Origin of the sequence: Paenibacillus sp. FSL F4-0087 (assembly GCF_038020215.1) — a bacterium.
GTDB lineage: Bacteria > Bacillota > Bacilli > Paenibacillales > Paenibacillaceae > Paenibacillus > Paenibacillus taichungensis.
The window spans coordinates 987,640-1,009,048 of the sequence record NZ_JBBODJ010000001.1 but is presented as its reverse complement, the minus strand read 5'-3'; the positions used below and the strand labels follow the sequence as shown (position 1 = coordinate 1,009,048).

Sequence of the window (21,409 nt, the reverse complement as noted above, 5' to 3'; positions counted from 1 at the left end):
TACCGATGTAACAAACCTGCAATTTCATGCAACAAAACGCAATACTGTGGGTTTGTCGTGGCTTTGCTTGTAATATGAGTTGTGAGAGGAGGAACAGCAAATGAAAGTCATTTTTGAAGAGGAACTGTTAATGGAAAAAAGCATGGCCAAGGTCATAACCCATCCTGATGAGAAGTCCCATTGGGACAGTATCCAAGAAGCGATCTGCCAATCGGAAACAAAACTTGTTGTCATCAATGCCAAGAACAATCGCAATGTGCAAATCGAGTTGAGTTCGGTGGTCGCGATTGAATCAGAGGATCGGTTGTGCTGTGTACGTGTCATCACAGGCGAAAGGTATTTGCTCAACAAACGTCTGAAGTTTGTGGAACAGGATTTGGGATCATCCCATTTTGTGAAAATTAACAATCAAACGATCATCAACACACGTTGTATTAGGGAATTTTCATCAACAGACCATGCCAGGATTCAGGTTGATCTGAACGATGGTTCCAGTTACTTTGTTAGCCGATTCTATATTAAAAACTTTAGGGGGAAATTATCATGATTAGTCAGTTGAAGCATTCATTTTTTCAGGTTTTTACAGTAACTTCGTTGTGGGTCACCTTGTTATTGACACTATTCTCTAAAAGTCAGTCCTTTGAAATGGGTTACCTATGGAATATTGCTGGGATTTCAGCTATTGCCGCTATACTGTTTGGCGTAATGTACAATGCACTTTGGAACTACTTTACGATGAAACCGGTGTGGAATATCGTCATTTCTTCCACATTTAATATTGCAGGAGGAATGGCGATCGTATGGTTATTTTCTACAGACATGTTCCTATTGATTGCTCCCTGGTTCCCTGGAATGTGGGTCCTATCCATCGTACTGCACATTATTGGTTTCTATTTCTATGCTAGAATAGATAGCAGGAAAAAAGCGGAAGAATTAAATAATATTCTGAAGTAAGCAAGGGGTACTGAAATGAACGAAGAAAAGGTTTTGGAGTTGTATGGTTTAGATCCAGATACCAAACATAGGCAGCAAATCAGAGAGTTGTTGCAGCAAGAGATTGAGAATCAAGAAGCAGTAGATCATGAGTATCTCAAAACCTTATGTATTTTGTTATTCTGCATCGGAAATGTAGAGGACACTGTGCTGATCTGGCAGGCAAAACGCAAGAATCAGGATACGGGCAGTTATATTGATGTGCAGCTTCTGTGTGGTGCCGGTTATGAGAAGACAGTGACCTATCTGGAACAGAAGGATGGGGATCAAGTGAGAGAACAGTTGAACTATCTTAGACAGTGTGAGCCATATGACTTTGTTGATTTTTCCAAGGAGGAATGGGTCTCTTACTATAAACAATATTATGAAGAACCTTAGTCATATCCAACATGTGAGAAGTGAGGTGATTAATGATGACAAATGCTGATTCCATCCAGGAACAGATGCAGATGTGTCAGAAATATAATGCCGACTATGTACCGAGCGAACTACACCATAAGATCGGAATCGCCTGGAACGTCAAAGAGAAGTTGGAACCGATCCACGGCATGCGTATTCAGCCCGTGGGAGATACAACAGGATGGTATATTTGGGCGGATGAATACTCGGAGGCAGATGACTTTTTTGTCCCATTACATGTCACGCACATCGATGACTGGGACCCCAAAATCAAGAAGTACCTCGGACTTGCGCCGGGATGGCGGTTTGTGATTGCAGAAGATTATGAGGATGTATGGTTTGACGATCAGTTGCTTAACAGATCATAGTCAGAGCAAGCAAATGAGCTAATTAAACATTGAAAGGAGTGGGATGATGCCGAGTGTTCATGATAACATCATATTAAGTTACGAAGTCGATTTGGAGAATGAGAGGATTAGGATGCGTACCCGTTCGTATCACTCTGATTTGTCTGAAGATACTGATATCCTTTTCTCAGGTGTATTAGCACATTCATTTGAAACACTGTTGCAAGGCAGCATTATCTTCGATATTGACGACGTTGGTTTGGATTGTTTTATTAGTTACAATCGCGATTTGTTGGAGAAAGGGAAAGGTCAGGGCTGGCCTATCATGTATGAAACTGATGAAGAACTGGAAACCAAGTTGATCGAGGGGGACTATCTGTACTTTGTCATTTCATCATCGTATGGATTAAGTGGCTGGGTTTTGGCTAAAAAGGTTGAGATGATAACGAAGATGCGGAATGAACAAGATGAAGAATAGATTTGGTCATGAACCGAACATGATCCGTAAATTACCAGTAGTTATGGGTCTTGTCACTTTCGTTGTCATTATGATTATTACCAATCCAACCAGAAGTGATTTTTATACTTGGCTGGAAAGCGAGTATGGTATACATGTCTCCTACGACATCAATGAAACGACGTATACACAGATCACGAACGGCCAGGAAAAAAGTCTTAATTTCAGAAGCGGGCATATACAGCATGTGGGAATCTTTACTACGTATAATGAGACTTTTATGAATGCTGAGGGTAATGAGATCAACATTAAAGCCACTGGTGTAATGAACATGTTTTTTAAAAGATAGTTGGTTGCTGTTCAGATGTTGGAAAGGGGTTATACATACCACGCTTCTTTGTATGATGAAAACATGCAGAGCATCGTGGTTTTTGTGTTGAGCAAAATCCGTAAGGAGGGGGAGGATTACGTTATTTGGTTCATTCGCAAATTCCACATTATGGGTTATGATGTACCTACAGAGAAAATTTAACATACATAGGAAGTTTTTTGGGGATTGAGATTATTCCAGTAGGAGGAATAGAATGAAAGCTATTTTCCTTGATTTTTATGGGACAGTTGTTCATGAAGATGATGATATTCTACCCGTAATTTATAAACAAGTTCAAGCGACAGCGCAGGTGGAATGTACAACGGATGAGATCGGTGCTTACTGGTGGAAGGCTTTTTCTACATTGTTTTATGCAAGCCACGGCAGCCAGTTTACCACGCAAAGAATGCTGAATGTGCAATCTCTGGCAGAAACGCTTCTCCATTTCAAATCGGAGCTACAAGCTGAGTCGCTTAATCAGGAACAGTTGGCACATTGGCGTAACCCTGGCATATTTGCTGATTCAATTCCCTTCCTTCATTCTCTTAAAATTCCAGTATATATCCTGTCCAATATCGATACGGATGACGTGAAAGCTGCAATGAAGGCACATAACATTGAAGTGGCCGGAGTAATTACCAGTGAGGATGTTCGTTCTTATAAACCAAGGTCAGAGATGTTTGATGAAGCGATCAACAGGTATGGTTTGCAGCGAGATGAGGTGATCCATATAGGCGATTCTCTGGTCAGTGATGTACAAGGAGCGCAAAATGCGGGAATTAAGGCTATCTGGTTGAATCGAAAAGGAAAACTCAAACCGCAACAGATTACACCGGATTATGAGTGCAAAGATCTTGGCGAAGTTGTGCATATGTTGGAGGCTTGGATATGAAAAAGTTAACCGTGTTGTCGTTACTATTTCTATTCTTAATCGCCTGTCAGGATAAAACAACCCATGAAGCTGTGCAGAAACCAACGATTCCAGTGACGGAAAGCGTTACTGATGAAGCAATCGAGCAGAAGGACGATGAAGCAGAAGCACCCAAAGAAGACAAAGGAATTCCTCCTGTCTATCTTGATGAAACGAAGTATACAGGTGATGAACTGGAAATCGTCAAACTGATGAACGTGCGCATGCGTTATATATGGGAAGAGGATGAGGAGGGCTATATGAGCCTTTTTGATCCACAATCGCCAGTCTCAGGCATACCAGTTTCAAAAGTTCGCAAGGTGATCTCTATGAGCAAGATCAAGATTCGAGAGCAAAAGAAGCTCTATGAGGCACTTGTGATGGTTACTGAATTAAGAGAGAACGGGGAAGAGTTCGGCCCTAGCATGGTGTTTTGGAAGAAGAAAGCAGATGGCGATGCTGCGAAGTGGATTTTTGCAGACATCGATTAACAACAACTGAAGGAAATGAAGTAAAGGGTGATGAAATCATGACAAAACAATTGATACTTATTGAGGGATTACCGGGTTCAGGAAAGTCGACGATTGCCAAGATGGTTTCCGAGATTCTGACTGAGCAAGGCAAAAGGGTACAACTCATCCAGGAAGGGAATCTGGATCACCCTGCTGATTATGATGGTGTGGCCTTTTATTCTGTGGAAGAGTTCAGAGCTTTGGTGGATGCTCACGAGGCATGTAAACATATATTGGAGAGCAAAGCTACAGCCTATCAGGATGGTTTCCTGATTCCGTATCGCAAAATGAAAGAGGAATTCGGAGTGGATTTCCCTGATTATGTGGTGCAGGAGATATTTAACAAAGATATTTATGAACTGCCTTTTGAACAAAATTTGAAGCTGATCACCGAAAAATGGCGGAGTTTTACCGAAAGCGTGATAAGTGCGGATGATGATTCCATCACCATATTTGAATGTTGTTTCATTCAAAATCCACTGACCATAGGTATGGTGAAAACCAATCAATCCAGAGAAGAAAACGTGCAATATGTTCTGGAATTGGAGCGCATCGTTCAACCATTGAATCCGCTCCTAATCTATATTCATCAGGAGGATCTTGCACATACTTTTGACAAGGCGATCCAGGAAAGACCCAAGGAATGGTCAGCTGGATTCGTACAATATTACACAAATCAAGGATGGGGACTCGCGAAAGGATATCATGGTGTTGAAGGCACGGTGAAAGTTCTTCAGGCAAGAAAAGAGTTGGAAACCGAGATTTATCAGTTACTGAAGATGGACAAGCACTGGCTGGACAATTCAGAATATAACCGCGCTGCTTGCCAGGAGGAACTGGAGAAGATTCTGAAAATTTCACTTTGAGATACTAAAGTACAAGTACGAGATTTCTTCGTGCGGTAATACAATACATAATGGAGGTTTATTTTCATGTTATTTCTCGAGGCAACACTAATCGTCATTACCGCTATATTGTTCATCATAGGTGTAAGGAGCAAACGCAAAACATGGATTAGATGGGGTATAGGGAGTTTAATTTTGTTGATTGTACTTTTTATTCCATCGTTTGTTAATGGATTTGTGGAGGGATTATCTTCGGGCTGGTCGGCAAAGTAACTTGGAAGCAGTTAAAATTATGGGAGCCTTAAGCATTACGTTCAGAAATAGGAGGGGCATGTGGATCTCACATTTATTCGTCATGGTCACGCTGAACATTTGCTTCATTATCCTCATCAGCTAAACCAGTTGCATCCGGGACTTACTGAACAAGGAAAGAGGCAGGCCACTGAATTACGAAATCAGATAAAAATCTTACCAGAAGACATAGTGTTGGTGAGTCCTACGAAACGAACAATAGAAACGGCATCCCTCTTAACATCAAGAGCTAAACTGACGGTCTGTCCACTCGTTGGCCCGAGAATGTTCCCTCAAAATCTGGAGTTCTCTGTTCTGCGCTGTGATCAAATCTATTCGAAAGACGAATTAAATGCTCAGTATACAGGGTTGCGAATTCTTGATTTTGAACTTGACTGCTGGTTGGATGGGATTAATCGAACGGAAGAACATCAATTTGAGGTTTATGCTGGACAGCTAATTCAATGGTGCAGAAAGCAGGGCGGGAGTACTTTTATCATTTCACATGATGGTACCATAACAAGTTATAGAGCTTTTCTTGGAGAGCAGGGGTTAACCCGAAGTGACTTTCTAGGCGAAGCTGGGCATTACACGATTAGAGATCTCTAATATAAAAGATCAATATCTAAACTAAGGGGGATTTTTCGTGAGATTATCGGACTATGAATATTTAGTTTTGGCTCTGGAAGAAGCAGATCAGGCGCTAATAGAAGGAACATATCCGATTGGTGCGATAATTGTGGATGCGGATGGGGATGTCGTTAGTAAAGGAAGAAACCGAGTCTTCTCCGAATGTGATCCCACCGCACATGCTGAAGTCGATGCTATTCGTCAGGCAGGGCAACATTTGCTGGATGTAAGTAAGAAGCGCTACACGAAGAATGACCTGACTCTCTACACCACATGTGAACCTTGTCCCATGTGTTCATGCACCATATTAATGTCGGGGATCAAAAAGATCGTATGGGCTGCGGATGATGAAGGGTATGGCGGGCTTAGACGTTTTAAGGAGGGCCCTCATTTTATCCATCTGTTCGACACACTTTCCTGTATTGCAGCACCATATCTTGATTTGGAAAATAGACAGCGAGCATTGCTTGCCCAATGGAATATTGGTAGAGGTATGCTTAATACAGAGTGGGAGACTCCCAAACAATGAAATCCATTCCGATCTCCATTTTACTAGCCAGTGTCATTTTGGGAATATCGTTCATAGTTGGCTGCCTGTTGCTATCAAATCAGGGGAGAGCTAGTGAATCGACTCAGGCAGTGGAACAGGATGTGCCGAACAATAATAAAACATTAATGACGATCCAAGAAACGGCGGAGTATTTGAGTATGACTAAAGAACAGGTGATGGACATTATTAAGGCCGAACAAGGAAGTTTCTCGGCATCCGGTTTCTTTGAAGGAAAAATGTTTCCTTTCATCAAGGTTCAAGATCAATTTTTGGTTAGTAGAATCGAGTTGGAATTGTGGGCTCAGGACGCATCTTCAAGTCATAGAAGATATATTAATGGGCAGATGCAATAGTCCTAGGGGACGACGGCCTAAACAAACAAAGGAGATAATTTGAAATGGAGTTCGCAGGACAGAAAATAAGAATAACACCTGTCACAGAACATGACCTCGACTTTATAAGCAAAATTGAATGTGAGGCGAGTATATGGAGTTTTGAGGAGACCGTTGAAACGGATACGGAGAAAGTTCGCGATAAATATCGTAGTCATTTTTTTACTGTGGAGGAAAAGCCGTATGCCTATGATTTCATTATTCGTCGTTTGGAAGATCCAGAAGGTGAACCAATTGGCCTTATCCAAATGTGGAGCTATGTAGGTCATAGAAAAAGCTGGGAACTCGGATTCGCACTGCTTCCGAATTATGTAGGGAAGGGCTACGGAAGTGAGGCTACGAAACTTATATTAGAATTTGCATTTAACGAGTTACACGCCCATAAAGTGATAGGTATGTGCAATGCTCAGAATGTCAGATCTGCTGCGCTGATGCAGCATGTGGGTATGACACGGGAAGCTGTGTTCAAGGAAGAACTTTGGTGGAACAATCAATGGACGGATCAATATTTCTTCTCCATTTTAGAAAAAGAGTTTAGTGAACGAAGAGGGAGGAATTCAGATGACCAAGTTGGTTTTGTTAAGTGAAAGGTGGGACTACAATGAGTGAAATCACTGTATATCATTATGATGCTTTTTCGACGGTTCCTGGTAAAGGAAATCCGGCTGGAGTCGTCTTTCATGCCGATTCGCTCAGTGAAGAAGCGATGCAGCAGATTGCGCATAAAGTCGGCTTTAATGAAACGGTCTTCGTGATGAGTTCAGTAGTTGCAGACGTTAGATTACGATATTTCACACCGGGTCATGAGATTAATCTGTGTGGCCATGCAACAATGGCATCCATGTATGGGTTAAAGACTAGAGGGCTACTGGAGGATAAGCAGTCGATTACCATTGAGACTAATGTAGGCATATTGCCGATTCAGTTCCAGCAGGATGGCGATACGATCAACATTGAGATGAAGCAGGATCAACCCCGTTTCATGCCATTCCAAGGTGACATAGAGAAGCTGGCAAAATCCATTAATCTAACCACGGATGATATTGATCTATCCACACCTATAGTTTATGGAAGTACAGGCACCTGGACTTTGTTGATACCGATTTGCAAACTGACTTCTTTCCAACAAATGAAACCGGATTCTTCTCTATTTCCTGAGATATTAGATGAAAATCCGAAAGCTTCTCTGCATCCATTTGCTTTGGAAACCCGCGATTCAGATGCGCTAATGCATGCCAGACATTTTTCCTCGCCTTTTTCGGGAACTACGGAGGATCCGGTTACGGGAACAGCAACCGGTGTGATGGGTGCCTATTATTTGGAGTATATGAATTCTGGGATGGATCAGACTCATTTTGTTGTGGAGCAAGGGCATGAGATTGGCAGAGATGGGAAAGTTCATGTCAGTGTGGTCAGAAATGGACAGGACATGGATGTCAGAATACGAGGCACGGCTGTTTTTGTGGAAGAAATGAAAGTGGAGTTGAATACGTAACAACGTAAATGAAGGAGAGGGTTTAGGTGGATGAACAGGCGGTACTACATACAGTTTCTCATTTGTTACAAGAAGAATGTTCGGACTCTTTGGTAGGAATTTATTTGCACGGGTCCATGGCTATGGGGTGCTTCCATCCCAATCAAAGCGATATCGATATACTGGTGGTATGCCGGGAGCAGCTGTCTGCTGATACCTATCGAAGGATTGCGAAGAGAGTGATGCAGACCGAAGATGAAATGCATATTGTCACAGGGTTTGAACTTAGTATTGTTTTGGAGTCTACGGTTGCTAAACTGACATTTCCGAGTCCATTTGAGTTTCATTACTCGGGGTATCACCGGGAAAAGTATAGAACTGATGATCAATATCTTTGCGGTGGATACGAAGATCCGGATCTGGTAGCACACCTGGCCGTTATTGTTGACCGTGGAATTGTGCTTGTCGGCAAACCGATTAAGGAGTTATTCCAGCCCGTAAAACGTGAATATATGTTGGCCTCTATTACATCTGACGTTGGTTCAGCTATGGAAGAAATAACGGAGAATCCTGTCTACTATGTTTTGAACCTATCACGGGTTCTATTGTATGTGAAAGAGTCAGTTATATACTCCAAGCGAGAAGCAGGCGAGTGGGCACTTATTCATATTTTGCCGAAGTACAAAGAAGTCATCTCACAATGTCTAGCAAAATATAACGGAGAGCTGGAAAGCGTGAATCTAAGTGATGATTTACTTCTGGATTATGCGAAGTACATGTTGGATGAAATAAAAAGGAGACATCATGATGATTATAACGACAGAGGATCTGGAACTGATTGAAGCAGCAAAGAACGTAATTTCGCGTTTGTATCAGGAGGGTAAGCATCACGTTGGGGCAGCAGTACGAACTCGATCTGGAAAAATATTTACGGCGGTACATCTGGAAGCCTATATCGGTCGTGTCTCAGTATGCGCGGAAGCGATTGCTATAGGTAAAGCCATTTCGGAAGGGGAACATGAATTCGAAACGATCGTGGCCGTAAGACATCCCGAAGTTGATCCTAATGATGCACCAAACGGAGCGGAAATCCAGTTAGATGTGGTATCTCCTTGCGGTATTTGCAGAGAACTGATTAGTGATTATGGGAAGGACACACAGGTCATCTTGCAGGGAGAAGAGGGTTATTCTAAAACAACGATTGGGCAGCTATTACCACAAAAATATACAAGAACATAATAAGGAAGGTAGACTGTGATGTTTGAGATAGTTGATATTCGGCAAAAGCCGGACATGCTGCAGACAGCTGTACAATACTTTTGGAAGCAGTGGGGCTCGGAATCAAGTTATCATTTTTACCGGGATTGCATTGAGCGTTCCGTGGAAACCGAGAGTGATGTACCCCGATTTTATGTACTGTTGGATGGGGACAGGATTGTTGGAGGATATGCTCTGTTAAGGAGTGATTTGAATAGTCGCCAGGATCTGTTCCCGTGGTTTGCGTGCCTTCATGTTGATCCAGAATACCGAGGCAAGAACCTTGGTGGGCAACTACAGAATCATGCGATTAATGAGGTTAAGACGAAGGGCTACGATAAGCTGTATTTATGTACGGATTTGACGGACTATTATGAAAAAAATAACTGGGCGTATATCGGTAAAGGATATTTGCTAGATGATGAAGAGACTCGGATCTATGAAATTTGCATAAAATGAGCGCTTTAATAACACGAACGGAGTGATTGTCATCGAACAAACCATTCGTTTAGCTCAAGACCTTGCGGAGAGAGTCATTCGAAAAGCAGGAGAGGTTGCTAAAGAGCATTTTGATCAGATCACCTGTGCAGTGGAGAAGGGCATCTTTGGTGATGTTGTTACGGAAGTAGATCATGAAGCAGAGCGGATAATATGTGATGAAATTACCATTCGTTTTCCCGATCATGAGATCCATAGTGAAGAGCGGGGCCATAACGGACAGAAGAGTGACTGGCTGTGGATGATTGATCCGTTAGACGGAACAAACAACTTTGCCATTGGCCTACCGATATTTTCCGTTTCCATTACATTAATGTATCGTTTAGAACCCGTCCTCGGAGTTATTTACGAACCTCTGGTGGATCGTTTGTTTGTGGCATCACGTGGGAATGGGGCAAGTTGTAATCAGAACCCCATGAAAGTCCAAAAGAAAGAGCATATTCATAAAGGGACCATTGGATGGATTCAGGGACATCAGGTGCAAAATGAGGAGAAGGCTGTACGGCTACGTCAACATCTGGATGTTTGCTTCAAACGAATGATGCGATTATGGGCTCCAACCTTACAGTGGTGCATGTTAGCTAAGGGGGATATTGACGGCATTGTGCTCTACAATTCGGAAGGTGACGATTTGTATTCAGGCATATTAATAGCGAAAGAAGCAGGTGCCATTGTTATGGATTTTGAAGGGATTCCCTTTGAAGGCATGAATTCAGAGCCATATCTGATTGCCTGCCATCCGGATCATCGTGAGTATTTCCTGAGTGTCGTTCGGGAGGGAATGAACTCATGATTAGCGAGCTTAATAAGCATGAATTCTATAATCCGAAGGAGAATGGTCGTGAACGAATCATTGCAGAGTCAGATTCAATTTCTTATTGAGATTGATAAGCTGAAAACGATTGAACGAAAAACGAGAATCATCCATGGTGACAGACTCGAAAATGATGCAGAGCATTCCTGGCATCTGGCGATGATGGCCCTGATTTTGCAGAGTCACTCCAACAAGGAGGTGGATATTCTCAAAGTCATTAAGATGCTTCTTGTTCATGACCTCGTTGAGATCGATGCCGGAGATACATTTGCCTACGATACGGTAGGGCATGCGGATAAATATGACCGAGAGATCAAGGCTGCGCATCGACTATTTGGGATTTTACCTGAGGAACAGGCCCAAGAACTGTTGAACCTGTGGCTAGAGTTTGAGGCTAAGGAGACCCATGAAGCGCAGTTTGCCTCGTCGATGGATCGGTTGCAGCCGTTGATCCACAATCATCAGAATGAGGGAGATACGTGGCAGAAATACAATATTACAAGTGAGCAGGTGTTAAATAGAAATCGGGAGATTGAGAACGGTTCCGAAACATTATGGACGTACGCACAGCAGATTATCCAAAATTCCGTAGACAAGGGAATCTTGACTAAATCCAAGTCTTAGAGCACATTGCTGAATTTATCTGATTACAGACGGGGGAAAATCTTTATGGGATATATCATGGAGTTGAGAAAGCTGGTGGGTTCACGCCCTCTAATCATGGCTGGTTCATGTGTGTTGGTCTTCAATGAGCAGGGCCATCTGCTGTTGCAAAGACGTACAGATAGCCTGGATTGGGGAACCCTTGGCGGATCATTGGAACCGGGAGAATCTTTGGAGGAAGCTGCTGCCCGTGAATTATATGAGGAAGCCGGACTAAGAGCGGGTGCATATAAACTCATTACCGTTTTCTCAGGTCAGGACATGTATTACAAGTATCCGCATGGAGATGAAGTGTATAATGTCATGGCAGTCTATGAAGCTACTGAAATTCAGGGCGAACCAACCGTCATGGATGATGAAGGACTGGAACTGCGTTATTTTGATCTGAGTATACCCATCCCAGAGATTAACCCGTTCACGGAATATGTGCTGAAAAAAGCGGGATATATTAACTAAGTAGTGAAAGGGGATCATATATGACACAGGATTTTTATTGTGATGAAGTGCTTAGTGGTAATACCAAAGTAAATATCGTCATGGAAACAGACAAGGTGCTGGCTTATCATCATACCCGACCATACTATAAACATCATATTGTCGTTATTCCAAAGATTCATATCCAATCGTTCATTTCACAGGAAGAAGAAAATAATGATGAACTATTACTGGAAATTATGCGGGTTATCAAAAAGGTTGCTGCGGACATGGTTGTCCAGACGGGTTCTTCCAAAATCGTAACCAACCTGGGCACTTACCAGGATTCGAAGCATCAACACTGGCATGTGGTAAGCGGTGAACGTATCCAATAAAATAAGTCTTAAGTAGAGTCTTCCTGCCGGATGTTCGGGGGAAGACTTTTTGAATTTAATGATTAGAATTCACTCTATCAAGAATGAGGAATTTGATTGGAGAAAGTAAATGGAGGTAAAATATGCTAAAATAGTTTGGTGAATTAATAAATTGAACTATTTATCAATCATGATGATCATATGAATTATGAATTCAGTACGTTGATAAAAAAGGAGGAATTGTGATGAGCTTTTCATTCATTTCAACATTTGCAGTTTTATTTAACTTGGTGTTATTCGGTTTGGGTGTATACGCCCTCATTTTATTTATCAAACTTGCTAAACGCGGGATTCAGGCGTTGGACATTTATCTATATGAGAAACGAGGAGAACGGTTCTAAGCTGTAGAAATCTCACTCAACAATAGAATTATCATTTTTCTCTCAGTGTTTTATTGTTGCTCTATTGATATGATTAACTCATTATTCAACTAAAGAGAGGGTAAATGACATGGATACTTTTTTAGAGCAAATCAACGAATTGCAGGAGCTTCAAAAAGATTTGGTCAGTATACATCCTTTATTCGCAGACTATTATCCCGTGGTTGTGGCATTTGAAACTTTATTATATATCTATGATTATTCGTCCAAGACGCAGCAATATGAATGGGTGAAAACCGTCCCGGATGACCTGAATATTCCCGAAGGATGCCTTGCGGCGTTTCGAGTGCATCACATGGATGAGCGGATGTGCGCAGTGGTAACGGATGCGGCGTTCCAAAATTTTGAGCAGAAAGTCTATCTCTTTCATGAATTTGTCCATTGTTACGTAAATGAGCATTACACCGACATGGGTGACCGACTTGAGATCAAACATAAGATGGAGCAAATCAAACGTGTAACATGGGAACTGGATTATGAGTTTCCTTATGACAATGAGATGGTTGTCCAGCGGATCACTTCGTTGCTGTCAGCCTTGAAGAGTAAGGATCTCTTGCAAGTGAAAGAAGCGAGAGTAGCCCTGTTCAGCTCTTTGAGTGAAGAACAAGGGGAGTACTTCAACTGGCTGGAATGGAACGAAGGTTACGCGCGCTATCTGGAGAATCGAATTCGGGAGAAATTTGGACTGGAAATCAATCATATTGGGGATACAGCTCCGTTTAATCGTCTTGTTTTCTATGAGTGCGGGTCGGAATACATAAGCCTGCTCGTTAACGAACAGCCGGATCTTCATACGGATTTGGAGCAGTTATTTGTGAGGATACAAACAGAGCGAGTGCAGGCTTGAACACCGGGTATAGTTCCCAAATTCATTACGGACATAAAGATAAGTGCTTTCATGGCCGATACCTCCCAGCGTTTCTAAGTACTGCTCCAAGGATGGGACACTGAGCTGCAGCATGTCAGCATAAGCATCTAGAGCTAAATACAGATGATTACGTAGAGCGTTTACGCTCATGTTCTAAGTAAGAATCGGGAGGTTCATATGCTAATGAAAAAAGCAGGGATTCTCTTAGGTCTCTTTGTAGTGCTCCTTGCAGGCTGCAATCCTACCAATGGAAATAATTCTAATCCGAAAGAAGCTCTGCCTTCGCTCATTACATTAACCTGCAACCCCAACTTCACGATTGAAGCGTGTGAGGATGTGGAATTCAAAGATCCGGTTGAGATTGGAATCGTAATCGAGGCTATAAACAAAGCGGAGCGTATATCAGGAAGTCTTGATTATAGCGTGGAGTATAAAATGAACTTAACAGATGCAGATGGATCCTTAACCCAGTATGATTTTTCCATAGGCAAAAATCCCAAGCAGTCAGCCCTTCTGGTTAACCATGAGGATACCCACGTAGGATACAGCATACCCATAGAGGATGCAAACCGAGTGAGGAAACTGATTCAAAGTCATACGGACTGACACAGAAGATTACAGATTACCTTCGGTAAGTCAGTTTACTATATAGGTTCAACAAAAAATTCCACGATAACGGAGAGGACAGAAAAAACCTAAAGAAGCGAAGCGTTCGCCTTTATCCCCGGATTTTACCCTTTGAAAATAGGAATCATAAAAATCTGGGGATAACAGCGATCGGAAGGTTGTTCTGTCATCGGAGTGGCAAGTGTAAATATTCTTTGGTTTAATTTATATATCTATTGAAACGGAGAGAAGGTCATATGAGTCACCTGATTACCATTCAACCTTTAACAGCATCGGATATGGAGGGTGCCTGGCGGGTATTCGAGACATCCATAACAAATGCATTTACACAGGAAGGGCTGGGTTCCCTGCACGAAGACATACGCGATGAAATTGAACACAAAAAAGCGATGCTTTACTCAGCTTTGCATCCTGACAACAAACAGGAATCGAATGTTTTCTTCTTGCTGGCCAAAAGGGAAGATACCGTCGTAGGCACTATTTCGTATGGACCTTGCGGCGAGGAGATTCAAGAATGCACCGACCACCAACTGAACTACGTAGGGGAATTGGGTAGTCTCTACGTTCTGCCAGAGGTTCAGGGTCGGGGAATTGGCTCTGCTCTCATTCATGCCTTGGCTACTGAACTTCAGAGACGTGAGATTACGCAATTTTGCCTGGATAGTGGATACCGGATAGCCCAGAAGAAATGGCAGCGGAAGTTTGGAGAACCCTATGCCGTGGCAAAGAACTACTGGGGTGAAGGCGCGGACCATATGGTGTGGTTATGTAATGTGAAGGATTTTGCTGCAATAAATGACTAAGAGATGACGACCTGTACTGAACAGGGGTCATCTCTTTTACTAAGTCAATCTTTCTGCATCGATAGAGGACTATTCTTCGTACAGTAAGAAAAAGGAGTGAAGATATGCAGTACATACAGAGTACACCCGAGCAACGTTTATCGCCGGATGCCATAACCATATGGAGAATCAGTGCGATTATATCGAACGGAATAGGGTTGATTGTGCTTGCAGCACTGCTGATTCTGGATTCCGTCTTTGGATGGAGGGCGTGGATTGGTTGGTTGCTGTGGGGAGTGACTGCCATATCAGTGCTGTATACGGTGTGGGAGGTTTTTATCCGGCCTTCATTGTTATACAAGCATTGGTATTACGATGCGAATGAGGAGTTCTTGCAATTGAAACACGGCGCTTTGAAAAAGGTACATCAGATCGTTCCCATGGCCAAAGTACAATCCGTCACGACGAACCAAGGTCCTCTTTTGAGAAAATATGGCCTATATTCTGTATCGATTGGCACGATGGGTTCATCTCATACGATCCCGGCGCTGCCAGAGGAAGTGGCGCTTGAACTGCGTAATCAGATTGCGTCCTATGCAAGGATTAATGAGGTGGATGAATGAACGAGATGAAAAGACAACACCCGTTAGCCATGCTCTGGAGTTTGTGGAAACTGGTGAAAAATTCTTTTGCATTTATCGTTTTTTTATTTATTCTCCGTCATGGCTCGGCGTCCACGTGGATTATGTATGGCAGAATCGTCTTCTATGTGGCTATCGCGTTTAGTGTGATAAGCATCATCTGGAGTTGGTTTACACTACGTTATTCCGCTGATGATAAGGCTTTTCAGATCTACAGTGGGGTATTTAATCGCACAAGAAGAACGATACCCTATACCAAAATTCAGAACGTAAACCGGCATACGTCGCTGTTTCATCGTTTGTTCCGAGTCACATCCATTCGTTTTGAGACGGGTATCAAGGGAGAAGATGCTACTTTTCAGCTGCAAGTCGTTTCGCTTTCGGAATCGGAGCGGCTTGAAAAGGTAGTAGCAGGGCATATGTCGGAAGCGAATGTCGCCAGTGATGCTGTAGAACCAAATGAGGAACCAGTGATGCGACCTGAACACGTAACACTGGAAGAATATATCCCCTCGACGGTAAAAGAAGAGCTTGAACGGAATGTCCATTACAAGTCCACTCGAAAAGATATATTCAAAGCTTCGTTTACGTCGCTCAGCTTTCTGGTGCTTATTCCGATTCTGGGATCGCTCTATTCGTCGATAAAAGATTTCTTTCCCGATGAAAAAGTGACGGAGAGCATCCTATTAACGTGGCTGGATACCTGGTGGATTACCGCATTGATCATTACAGGACTTATTGCTGTTTCCATTATGCTAGGGATTGTCAGAACCTTTGTGAAGTATGGTGATTTCCAAATCTCCTCTGATCGCAAACGTATCTACATTACGAAAGGTATGTTGGAACAGACTGCATTTTCAATCCTGAAAGAACGAGTACAGGCGGTGAAAATCACACAGTCTCCGATGAAAAGACTGCTAGGATTGGCAGAAGTGGAACTAACGACAGCAGGTGGTGTGGGAGAATCCGAACAGGAAGTTAACTCGCTCTATCCTTTTCTGCCTGTGAAGCAAGCTTACGATATGATCTCGGAGATTTTGCCATCCTATCAGGTCACGCAGGAGATGCAGAAGCTTCCACGCAAATCATTATGGCTGCGCATGCTGACACCAAGCTGGGTGTGGATCATTGCAACAGGGTTACTGTTTTATTTCAAACCGCCGATTCTGGGACAGAATCAGGCATGGTGGATGATTTCCGCTATTCTGCTACTGTGGATTGGCATATGCAGAATAACTGATTTTCTCCATACACGATACATCCTGAATGAGAACTTTATCCAATTGCGAACGGGTGCATTAACCTCGACACTATACATCTCCAAGCGAGAGAAAGTCATTGAGGTACAGATCACCCGGAATCTACTGCAACGTTGGTTTGGAGTTGCTTCGATTCAAACCGTGAATCGTGCCAAACCTGTTCTGCATCATACGCTAAACGATATACCGCTTGAAGCGGTAGAGGCGTTTCAGCTGTGGTATATGGAGCGGAGCCAGAACGTCCAGACTCGATAATGTAAAGGCAAGTGCAGGAAGACTACTAAGTTAACTGTGCACTTGCCTTTTGAATTGAAATTTTTAATTTCTATATCAATTGAACTAAACAGTTACAAGAGAACGGAGAGGACAGAAATAACCTGAAGAAACGAAGTGTTCGCCTTTATTCCGGGATTTTCCCCTTTGAAAATAGTAATCAAAAAAAATCTGGGGATAACAGCGATCGGAAGGTTGTTCTGTCATCGGAGTGGCAGGTGTAAATATGCTTTAGTACAATTGATATAGCTAAGGAGGTGTCCCTTTGATTAAAATCGTATTTATGGACGTGGACGGTACGCTACTCAGTGAGAAGGATCGAAGTCTCTCACCAAGTACAGAGGATTCCATTCGAAAATTGGTTCAGAGGGGCATAGAGGTCGTGCTGGTCACTGGCAGACCGTACAATTTATGCCGAGATTTCAGAAAACTCGGGATTGATACCATGATTTCGGCTAACGGGGCATTGATCAAGAGTGGTGAAGAAGTGATACATAAATCGGTGCTTTCTACACGAATGGTTAGAGAAATCAGTGAATTTGCCGAGTTGAACGGCAGCAGTATTTCTTATTTTACAGAGTCATTCGAAATGAATGGTTTATGCACAACGGATGTACGTGTCATCGATGCATTAAGAGATACGCTTGGTCTGATGGAGTACCCCTTGAGCATCAGTTCTTTGGAACAGGAAGTGTATTGCATTTGTTTATATGCCGATCAAGACGAAGTGGAGAAATTCCAATCCAGATTCCCTGCATTAAAATTCGTGAGGTTTCATCCTTACGTGTCTAACGTACTGGAAGAGAACGAAGTATCCAAATCGATAGCGACAGGGAAAGTGCTCGACCACCTGAATATATCGAAAGAGGAAGCAATGGCCTTTGGCGATGGTGAAAATGATATTGATTTGCTAGAGTATGTGGGACTTGGCATTGCGATGGGAAACGGAGGAGAGCGCGTCAAACAAAGTGCCGACTATGTCACACTGCGAGCAAGTGAGGATGGCATCACACATGCGTTGAGGAAGTTTAAAATCATAGAATAAGCAAATTTTGGAGTAATAAGGATATCCTAATTATGGGTTTTCATGTAGAATGATGGAGGATGAATTAAGCCCTAAAGCATAGGGTGTGATCGAAGGGTGACTTATGAAAAAGGTTGTCATTGTAATCTTGTCTTTTGTCGTACTTATTGGTGTATCTTCTTCAGCTTATGCCCATCCAGGTAGACTGGACAAAAATGGTGGGCATAATTGTTCCGCGAAATCCAAACAAAAGGGCCTTTGCACAGGCTACCATTATCACAAAAAGAAAAAATGAAAATGAGTTTTACAAGGTAAACCCAGCCCTGGTCTGATCTAAGGTTGGGTTTGCATGTTTATAATTTATGGTAGTCGCAGCTAACAGAATAGAATAAACATTACGTTAGAGGTGAGTAGTTTTATGGGCTTTATTGGGATCATTTGTGTAATTATTATGACGGTCACACTCATCAGCATAGAAAGTAATACGAAACGGTTAATTCAAGAGCAGGCCGAAACCAATCGGAAACTGGAGCAACTATTGAGGAAATAACGTTTTACAGACCAGATAGGAGGAGTATGACGATGGATCATATTAAAGCAATTATTTTTGATCTAGACAATACGATTCTCAACAGAACAAGTACCTTTGAAGGCTTCAGCCAGAGCTTGATCAACACTTATTTTGCTCATCTTGAGACTACGGATGATATTCTTAAACGAATTATTGAGCTGGATGAGGACGGTTACAAGGACAAAGATGTGTTGTTCAACGAGTTGCTCCATGAATTACCTTGGGCTGAGAATCCGCCTCACGCGGAGCTTATGGAGTTCTATGGCAGAGAGTATGTGAAAAGTGCTGTATTGATGGAGCAGGCGCGAGAAGTGGTTCAGCATCTAAGAGGAAAATATAAAACAGGTTTAATCACCAATGGTAAAACCGAGATTCAGTACGGCAAAATCGATCAACTTGGCATCCGGGATGATTTTGATCATATTATCGTTTCGGAAGAGGCTGGAGTCAAAAAGCCCGATCCTCGTATTTTCAAATTGGCATTGGATCATTTCAACCTCTCTCCCGAGCAGTGTATCTACATTGGGGATCATCCCGTCAATGATGTTGAAGGAGCGGCAAAAGTAGGCATGAGCACGATCTGGATGAAGGTCAATCAGCCTTGGCAGGACAGCATTACAACCAAACCATTACATGCTATTGAGCATCTTGGTGAATTAAAAGGCCTACTCTAAGGGGAGATCTTCAGATTAGCTTCAAACAACACAACATTACATAACAGACCAGTGAGGTAGGTGCACATGGAGATCAGACAAATGGCTACGGCATTTTTGAGTAATGGCAACGACATGTTAATGATGAAGAAGGCAGGCAGCAGGCTGTTCGATTTTGAGTTCTGGGGTGGTATTGGCGGGCATTTGGAGCACGGCGAGCTTAATTCACCAATGACTGCCAGTTACCGAGAGATTGAAGAAGAGACGGGGTTCAAGCAAGCGGAAATTGAAAATTTCCGTCTTCGATATGTTTTGATGCAGTATAGCGACGGTGAAGTTTGGCAGCAGTTTGTATATTTTGGTGAGACGACACATCGAGCCTTTATTCCATCAGATGAAGGGGAGTTATTTTGGGTACCTTTGGATGAGCTATTGGATTTACACACATCCATTCTGATTAAAGCAGCGATCCGGCACTTTTTGCAGAATCAGGAGACCGAAGAGATATGGATCGGTAATGTCCTAAAGCCAGAAGGGGCAGCGGCTAGACCGAGGGTAGAATGGAGTATTATGCAAGACACGATATCCTTCGAACCCGTTGTGTAATGTTAGACGTCTTGACCTGGAAAGGGACTTATCTCTGATCGAAAAAGCCATACGTTTAAACGTCTGTAGGCGACTGTTATAAAGAGCGAGGATATTAGCCATCCCCGCTCTTTTTTAATACCTCGTATTGAATATAAATTCTCTTTTTTAAAAAGCATGATGGATATTGATATCCAAACTTCAACAGGTGGGTCTTGGAGCGGCAGTGATCATCCATTATTCAATTCGGTTATTTTATGAAAATCAAGCTATGATGATTCGATCTTTCGTGCGTCTTCTCCGATTCTCAATGGCTTCCTCATAATCTCCAACTAACCTGTCAAAAATGTGATCCCACGAACGCTGTTCAGCAAGTTTTCGACCTTCAAGACCCATAGTCCTCAGTTGATCCATATGATCTCCCCAGAGGCATATCTCTCGAATCAATGCATCCGTATTACCCGGCTCGAACAGAACACCGCTTCGATGATGTGTGACCAAGTCTTTTACACCGCCACCATTCGCAGCGAGAACCGGCAATCCCGAAGCCATCGCTTCCAGCACCACATTGCCAAATGTTTCTGTTGAGGAAGGAAACACAAAGAGATCTGCCGAAGCATACATAGCAGCAAGATCTTCACCATGTAGATACCCCGTAAAGGTGACATTGGGTGGGGCTTGCATACGCATCTTGGGAAGCAATGGCCCATCGCCTACAATGATCCAGTGTACACGGGATTGCATATGTTCTGGCAACTGCTGCATGGCAAGGGTGAGGGTAGAGATATCTTTTTCCGGGGCAATTCGTCCAACGTAGAGTAAAATTAGAGGAGCCGTTATGTTGTAGCGCATATCGGAGCTTCGTTTATCAGGTGAATACAGACTGCAATCAATCCCGCGGGACCATAACTTCAGACGTTGAATACCTTTTGATTGCAATGCGTTTAAGGTCTCCTGAGACGGTGTCAATGTTGCATCACAGGCTCGGTGAAACCATTGGATATACTTCCAGTACAGAGGAATGACACTTTTCAACTTGTAGTATTCGAGGTACCGATCGAAGTGAGTGTGGTAGGAGATGACATGTGGAAGCTGATACTTGAGCGCATATCTGAGACCAAAAAGACCCATATTGAACGGAGTGGCGATATGCAGCAGATCTGGCTGAAAGGTATTTAGCTCTCGATGGATGGATGCTCGATTAGGTAAGGCGATACGACATTCCGGATAGAGGAAAAAGGGGATGTTGGTCACCGAACGGACCGGAGCGGCATCATTGCCTTCAATAACAGACTGCGGTGTGAATAACAGATGCTCAATGCCTTTGCGGTTCAAGTGATTACTCAAGCGGTGCAGCGTACCGGCAACACCATTGGTTTCCGGAACATAGGTGTCAGTGAACAAGGCCAGGCGCATCATAACCCCTCCCAAGACTCTTGATGACAAGATCATAACAGCGGATCATGTTCCAAAGGTCAAGTGAAGGTTAACTTTAT

32 protein-coding genes are annotated in these 21,409 nt (G+C 42.8%); 31 read left to right on the top strand and 1 reads right to left on the bottom strand.

Annotated features, from left to right (window positions below):
• Positions 1-100: 100 nt before the first annotated feature.
• The 31 genes from MHB84_RS04795 (at position 101) to MHB84_RS04645 (ending at position 19,934) form a co-directional block, all read left to right on the top strand.
• Positions 101-547 carry a LytTR family DNA-binding domain-containing protein gene (locus tag MHB84_RS04795; protein ID WP_064639691.1) on the top strand — a complete coding sequence of 149 codons (447 nt, stop codon included), beginning with the start codon at positions 101-103 and terminating at the stop codon, positions 545-547.
• Positions 544-954 carry a hypothetical protein gene (locus MHB84_RS04790; protein ID WP_064639689.1) on the top strand — a complete coding sequence of 137 codons (411 nt, stop codon included), beginning with the start codon at positions 544-546 and terminating at the stop codon, positions 952-954. The genes MHB84_RS04795 and MHB84_RS04790 overlap by 4 nt, the downstream gene beginning before the upstream one ends.
• A 15-nt stretch (positions 955-969) precedes the next feature.
• Positions 970-1,371, top strand: coding sequence for a hypothetical protein (locus MHB84_RS04785; RefSeq protein WP_076290038.1), 402 nt, complete (start codon positions 970-972; stop codon positions 1,369-1,371).
• A 35-nt stretch (positions 1,372-1,406) separates the two neighbouring features.
• Positions 1,407-1,760 carry an immunity protein Imm33 domain-containing protein gene (locus MHB84_RS04780; protein ID WP_076290037.1) on the top strand — a complete coding sequence of 118 codons (354 nt, stop codon included), beginning with the start codon at positions 1,407-1,409 and terminating at the stop codon, positions 1,758-1,760.
• A 46-nt stretch (positions 1,761-1,806) separates the two neighbouring features.
• Positions 1,807-2,217, top strand: a complete 411-nt coding sequence (locus MHB84_RS04775; protein ID WP_076290036.1) for a hypothetical protein — start codon at positions 1,807-1,809, stop codon at positions 2,215-2,217.
• On the top strand, positions 2,207-2,545 hold the full coding sequence (locus MHB84_RS04770; RefSeq protein WP_125477249.1) for a hypothetical protein: 339 nt from the start codon (positions 2,207-2,209) through the stop codon (positions 2,543-2,545). The genes MHB84_RS04775 and MHB84_RS04770 overlap by 11 nt, the downstream gene beginning before the upstream one ends.
• Before the next feature lie 235 nt (positions 2,546-2,780).
• Entirely contained in the window at positions 2,781-3,458 is a 678-nt protein-coding gene (locus tag MHB84_RS04765) for an HAD family hydrolase (protein WP_076290034.1), read from the top strand.
• Positions 3,455-3,967, top strand: coding sequence for a hypothetical protein (locus MHB84_RS04760; RefSeq protein ID WP_076290033.1), 513 nt, complete (start codon positions 3,455-3,457; stop codon positions 3,965-3,967). The genes MHB84_RS04765 and MHB84_RS04760 overlap by 4 nt, the downstream gene beginning before the upstream one ends.
• Positions 3,968-4,005: 38 nt before the next feature.
• The gene (locus tag MHB84_RS04755) at positions 4,006-4,854 is read left to right on the top strand and encodes an adenylyl-sulfate kinase (protein ID WP_076290032.1); all 849 of its coding nucleotides are present in this window, start codon (positions 4,006-4,008) and stop codon (positions 4,852-4,854) included.
• Positions 4,855-5,166: 312 nt separating this feature from the next.
• The gene (locus tag MHB84_RS04750; protein ID WP_076290030.1) at positions 5,167-5,733 is read left to right on the top strand and encodes a histidine phosphatase family protein; all 567 of its coding nucleotides are present in this window, start codon (positions 5,167-5,169) and stop codon (positions 5,731-5,733) included.
• A 37-nt stretch (positions 5,734-5,770) separates the two neighbouring features.
• Positions 5,771-6,283 (top strand): nucleoside deaminase, encoded by a 513-nt coding sequence (locus MHB84_RS04745; protein ID WP_076290029.1) that lies wholly within the window; start codon positions 5,771-5,773, stop codon positions 6,281-6,283.
• Positions 6,280-6,657, top strand: a complete 378-nt coding sequence (locus tag MHB84_RS04740; protein WP_072734132.1) for a hypothetical protein — start codon at positions 6,280-6,282, stop codon at positions 6,655-6,657. Before MHB84_RS04745 ends, MHB84_RS04740 begins: the two co-directional genes overlap by 4 nt.
• Before the next feature lie 44 nt (positions 6,658-6,701).
• Positions 6,702-7,283 carry a GNAT family N-acetyltransferase gene (locus MHB84_RS04735; protein ID WP_076290028.1) on the top strand — a complete coding sequence of 194 codons (582 nt, stop codon included), beginning with the start codon at positions 6,702-6,704 and terminating at the stop codon, positions 7,281-7,283.
• Positions 7,284-7,297: 14 nt separating this feature from the next.
• Positions 7,298-8,191 carry a PhzF family phenazine biosynthesis protein gene (locus MHB84_RS04730; protein ID WP_076290027.1) on the top strand — a complete coding sequence of 298 codons (894 nt, stop codon included), beginning with the start codon at positions 7,298-7,300 and terminating at the stop codon, positions 8,189-8,191.
• A gap of 26 nt (positions 8,192-8,217) precedes the next feature.
• Complete coding sequence (locus MHB84_RS04725; RefSeq protein ID WP_076290026.1) at positions 8,218-9,012, top strand: aminoglycoside adenylyltransferase domain-containing protein; 795 nt, start codon at positions 8,218-8,220, stop codon at positions 9,010-9,012.
• Positions 8,978-9,409 (top strand): cytidine deaminase, encoded by a 432-nt coding sequence (locus MHB84_RS04720; protein ID WP_409347688.1) that lies wholly within the window; start codon positions 8,978-8,980, stop codon positions 9,407-9,409. The genes MHB84_RS04725 and MHB84_RS04720 overlap by 35 nt, the downstream gene beginning before the upstream one ends.
• 18 nt (positions 9,410-9,427) lie before the next feature.
• Positions 9,428-9,886, top strand: a complete 459-nt coding sequence (locus MHB84_RS04715) for a GNAT family N-acetyltransferase (RefSeq protein WP_076290024.1) — start codon at positions 9,428-9,430, stop codon at positions 9,884-9,886.
• 31 nt (positions 9,887-9,917) lie between these two features.
• Positions 9,918-10,718, top strand: coding sequence for an inositol monophosphatase family protein (locus tag MHB84_RS04710; RefSeq protein ID WP_076290153.1), 801 nt, complete (start codon positions 9,918-9,920; stop codon positions 10,716-10,718).
• A 42-nt stretch (positions 10,719-10,760) separates the two neighbouring features.
• A complete protein-coding gene (locus MHB84_RS04705) occupies positions 10,761-11,363 on the top strand; it encodes an HD domain-containing protein (RefSeq protein WP_076290023.1) in 603 nt (200 codons plus the stop codon).
• Between the two features lie 45 nt (positions 11,364-11,408).
• Positions 11,409-11,858 carry an NUDIX hydrolase gene (locus tag MHB84_RS04700; protein ID WP_076290022.1) on the top strand — a complete coding sequence of 150 codons (450 nt, stop codon included), beginning with the start codon at positions 11,409-11,411 and terminating at the stop codon, positions 11,856-11,858.
• Positions 11,859-11,878: 20 nt separating this feature from the next.
• On the top strand, positions 11,879-12,211 hold the full coding sequence (locus MHB84_RS04695; RefSeq protein WP_076290021.1) for an HIT domain-containing protein: 333 nt from the start codon (positions 11,879-11,881) through the stop codon (positions 12,209-12,211).
• A 224-nt stretch (positions 12,212-12,435) separates the two neighbouring features.
• The gene (locus MHB84_RS04690; RefSeq protein WP_162491041.1) at positions 12,436-12,591 is read left to right on the top strand and encodes a hypothetical protein; all 156 of its coding nucleotides are present in this window, start codon (positions 12,436-12,438) and stop codon (positions 12,589-12,591) included.
• A 109-nt stretch (positions 12,592-12,700) separates the two neighbouring features.
• Entirely contained in the window at positions 12,701-13,477 is a 777-nt protein-coding gene (locus tag MHB84_RS04685; protein ID WP_076290020.1) for a hypothetical protein, read from the top strand.
• 204 nt (positions 13,478-13,681) lie between these two features.
• Entirely contained in the window at positions 13,682-14,104 is a 423-nt protein-coding gene (locus tag MHB84_RS04680; protein WP_076290019.1) for a hypothetical protein, read from the top strand.
• A gap of 257 nt (positions 14,105-14,361) precedes the next feature.
• The gene (locus MHB84_RS04675; protein WP_076290018.1) at positions 14,362-14,928 is read left to right on the top strand and encodes a GNAT family N-acetyltransferase; all 567 of its coding nucleotides are present in this window, start codon (positions 14,362-14,364) and stop codon (positions 14,926-14,928) included.
• A gap of 104 nt (positions 14,929-15,032) precedes the next feature.
• Positions 15,033-15,530, top strand: a complete 498-nt coding sequence (locus MHB84_RS04670) for a PH domain-containing protein (protein ID WP_076290017.1) — start codon at positions 15,033-15,035, stop codon at positions 15,528-15,530.
• Complete coding sequence (locus MHB84_RS04665; RefSeq protein ID WP_076290016.1) at positions 15,527-17,062, top strand: PH domain-containing protein; 1,536 nt, start codon at positions 15,527-15,529, stop codon at positions 17,060-17,062. The genes MHB84_RS04670 and MHB84_RS04665 overlap by 4 nt, the downstream gene beginning before the upstream one ends.
• A gap of 283 nt (positions 17,063-17,345) precedes the next feature.
• On the top strand, positions 17,346-18,125 hold the full coding sequence (locus MHB84_RS04660) for a Cof-type HAD-IIB family hydrolase (protein WP_076290015.1): 780 nt from the start codon (positions 17,346-17,348) through the stop codon (positions 18,123-18,125).
• A 103-nt stretch (positions 18,126-18,228) separates the two neighbouring features.
• Complete coding sequence (locus MHB84_RS04655; RefSeq protein WP_094030628.1) at positions 18,229-18,399, top strand: YHYH domain-containing protein; 171 nt, start codon at positions 18,229-18,231, stop codon at positions 18,397-18,399.
• A 287-nt stretch (positions 18,400-18,686) separates the two neighbouring features.
• Positions 18,687-19,349, top strand: a complete 663-nt coding sequence (locus MHB84_RS04650; protein WP_076290014.1) for an HAD family hydrolase — start codon at positions 18,687-18,689, stop codon at positions 19,347-19,349.
• 66 nt (positions 19,350-19,415) lie between these two features.
• Positions 19,416-19,934 (top strand): NUDIX domain-containing protein, encoded by a 519-nt coding sequence (locus MHB84_RS04645; RefSeq protein ID WP_256716845.1) that lies wholly within the window; start codon positions 19,416-19,418, stop codon positions 19,932-19,934.
• 243 nt (positions 19,935-20,177) lie between these two features.
• Here the strand turns inward: MHB84_RS04645 and MHB84_RS04640 are convergent, their stop codons facing one another.
• Positions 20,178-21,329 (bottom strand): glycosyltransferase, encoded by a 1,152-nt coding sequence (locus tag MHB84_RS04640; protein ID WP_083678958.1) that lies wholly within the window; start codon positions 21,327-21,329, stop codon positions 20,178-20,180.
• Positions 21,330-21,409 lie beyond the last annotated feature (80 nt).

Excerpts from the sequence above, each read along its gene's own strand:
- MHB84_RS04795 (WP_064639691.1), top strand. The coding sequence starts at position 101 with ATGAAAGTCATTTTTGAAGAGGAACTGTTAATGGAAAAAAGCATGGCC.
- MHB84_RS04790 (WP_064639689.1), top strand. The coding sequence starts at position 544 with ATGATTAGTCAGTTGAAGCATTCATTTTTTCAGGTTTTTACAGTAACT.
- MHB84_RS04785 (WP_076290038.1), top strand. The coding sequence starts at position 970 with ATGAACGAAGAAAAGGTTTTGGAGTTGTATGGTTTAGATCCAGATACC.
- MHB84_RS04780 (WP_076290037.1), top strand. The coding sequence starts at position 1,407 with ATGACAAATGCTGATTCCATCCAGGAACAGATGCAGATGTGTCAGAAA.
- MHB84_RS04775 (WP_076290036.1), top strand. The coding sequence starts at position 1,807 with ATGCCGAGTGTTCATGATAACATCATATTAAGTTACGAAGTCGATTTG.
- MHB84_RS04770 (WP_125477249.1), top strand. The coding sequence starts at position 2,207 with ATGAAGAATAGATTTGGTCATGAACCGAACATGATCCGTAAATTACCA.
- MHB84_RS04765 (WP_076290034.1), top strand. The coding sequence starts at position 2,781 with ATGAAAGCTATTTTCCTTGATTTTTATGGGACAGTTGTTCATGAAGAT.
- MHB84_RS04760 (WP_076290033.1), top strand. The coding sequence starts at position 3,455 with ATGAAAAAGTTAACCGTGTTGTCGTTACTATTTCTATTCTTAATCGCC.
- MHB84_RS04755 (WP_076290032.1), top strand. The coding sequence starts at position 4,006 with ATGACAAAACAATTGATACTTATTGAGGGATTACCGGGTTCAGGAAAG.
- MHB84_RS04740 (WP_072734132.1), top strand. The coding sequence starts at position 6,280 with ATGAAATCCATTCCGATCTCCATTTTACTAGCCAGTGTCATTTTGGGA.
- MHB84_RS04735 (WP_076290028.1), top strand. The coding sequence starts at position 6,702 with ATGGAGTTCGCAGGACAGAAAATAAGAATAACACCTGTCACAGAACAT.
- MHB84_RS04730 (WP_076290027.1), top strand. The coding sequence starts at position 7,298 with ATGAGTGAAATCACTGTATATCATTATGATGCTTTTTCGACGGTTCCT.
- MHB84_RS04720 (WP_409347688.1), top strand. The coding sequence starts at position 8,978 with ATGATTATAACGACAGAGGATCTGGAACTGATTGAAGCAGCAAAGAAC.
- MHB84_RS04715 (WP_076290024.1), top strand. The coding sequence starts at position 9,428 with ATGTTTGAGATAGTTGATATTCGGCAAAAGCCGGACATGCTGCAGACA.
- MHB84_RS04705 (WP_076290023.1), top strand. The coding sequence starts at position 10,761 with ATGGTCGTGAACGAATCATTGCAGAGTCAGATTCAATTTCTTATTGAG.
- MHB84_RS04700 (WP_076290022.1), top strand. The coding sequence starts at position 11,409 with ATGGGATATATCATGGAGTTGAGAAAGCTGGTGGGTTCACGCCCTCTA.
- MHB84_RS04695 (WP_076290021.1), top strand. The coding sequence starts at position 11,879 with ATGACACAGGATTTTTATTGTGATGAAGTGCTTAGTGGTAATACCAAA.
- MHB84_RS04690 (WP_162491041.1), top strand. The coding sequence starts at position 12,436 with ATGAGCTTTTCATTCATTTCAACATTTGCAGTTTTATTTAACTTGGTG.
- MHB84_RS04685 (WP_076290020.1), top strand. The coding sequence starts at position 12,701 with ATGGATACTTTTTTAGAGCAAATCAACGAATTGCAGGAGCTTCAAAAA.
- MHB84_RS04680 (WP_076290019.1), top strand. The coding sequence starts at position 13,682 with ATGAAAAAAGCAGGGATTCTCTTAGGTCTCTTTGTAGTGCTCCTTGCA.
- MHB84_RS04675 (WP_076290018.1), top strand. The coding sequence starts at position 14,362 with ATGAGTCACCTGATTACCATTCAACCTTTAACAGCATCGGATATGGAG.
- MHB84_RS04670 (WP_076290017.1), top strand. The coding sequence starts at position 15,033 with ATGCAGTACATACAGAGTACACCCGAGCAACGTTTATCGCCGGATGCC.
- MHB84_RS04665 (WP_076290016.1), top strand. The coding sequence starts at position 15,527 with ATGAACGAGATGAAAAGACAACACCCGTTAGCCATGCTCTGGAGTTTG.
- MHB84_RS04655 (WP_094030628.1), top strand. The coding sequence starts at position 18,229 with ATGAAAAAGGTTGTCATTGTAATCTTGTCTTTTGTCGTACTTATTGGT.
- MHB84_RS04650 (WP_076290014.1), top strand. The coding sequence starts at position 18,687 with ATGGATCATATTAAAGCAATTATTTTTGATCTAGACAATACGATTCTC.
- MHB84_RS04645 (WP_256716845.1), top strand. The coding sequence starts at position 19,416 with ATGGAGATCAGACAAATGGCTACGGCATTTTTGAGTAATGGCAACGAC.
- MHB84_RS04640 (WP_083678958.1), bottom strand. The coding sequence starts at position 21,329 with ATGCGCCTGGCCTTGTTCACTGACACCTATGTTCCGGAAACCAATGGT.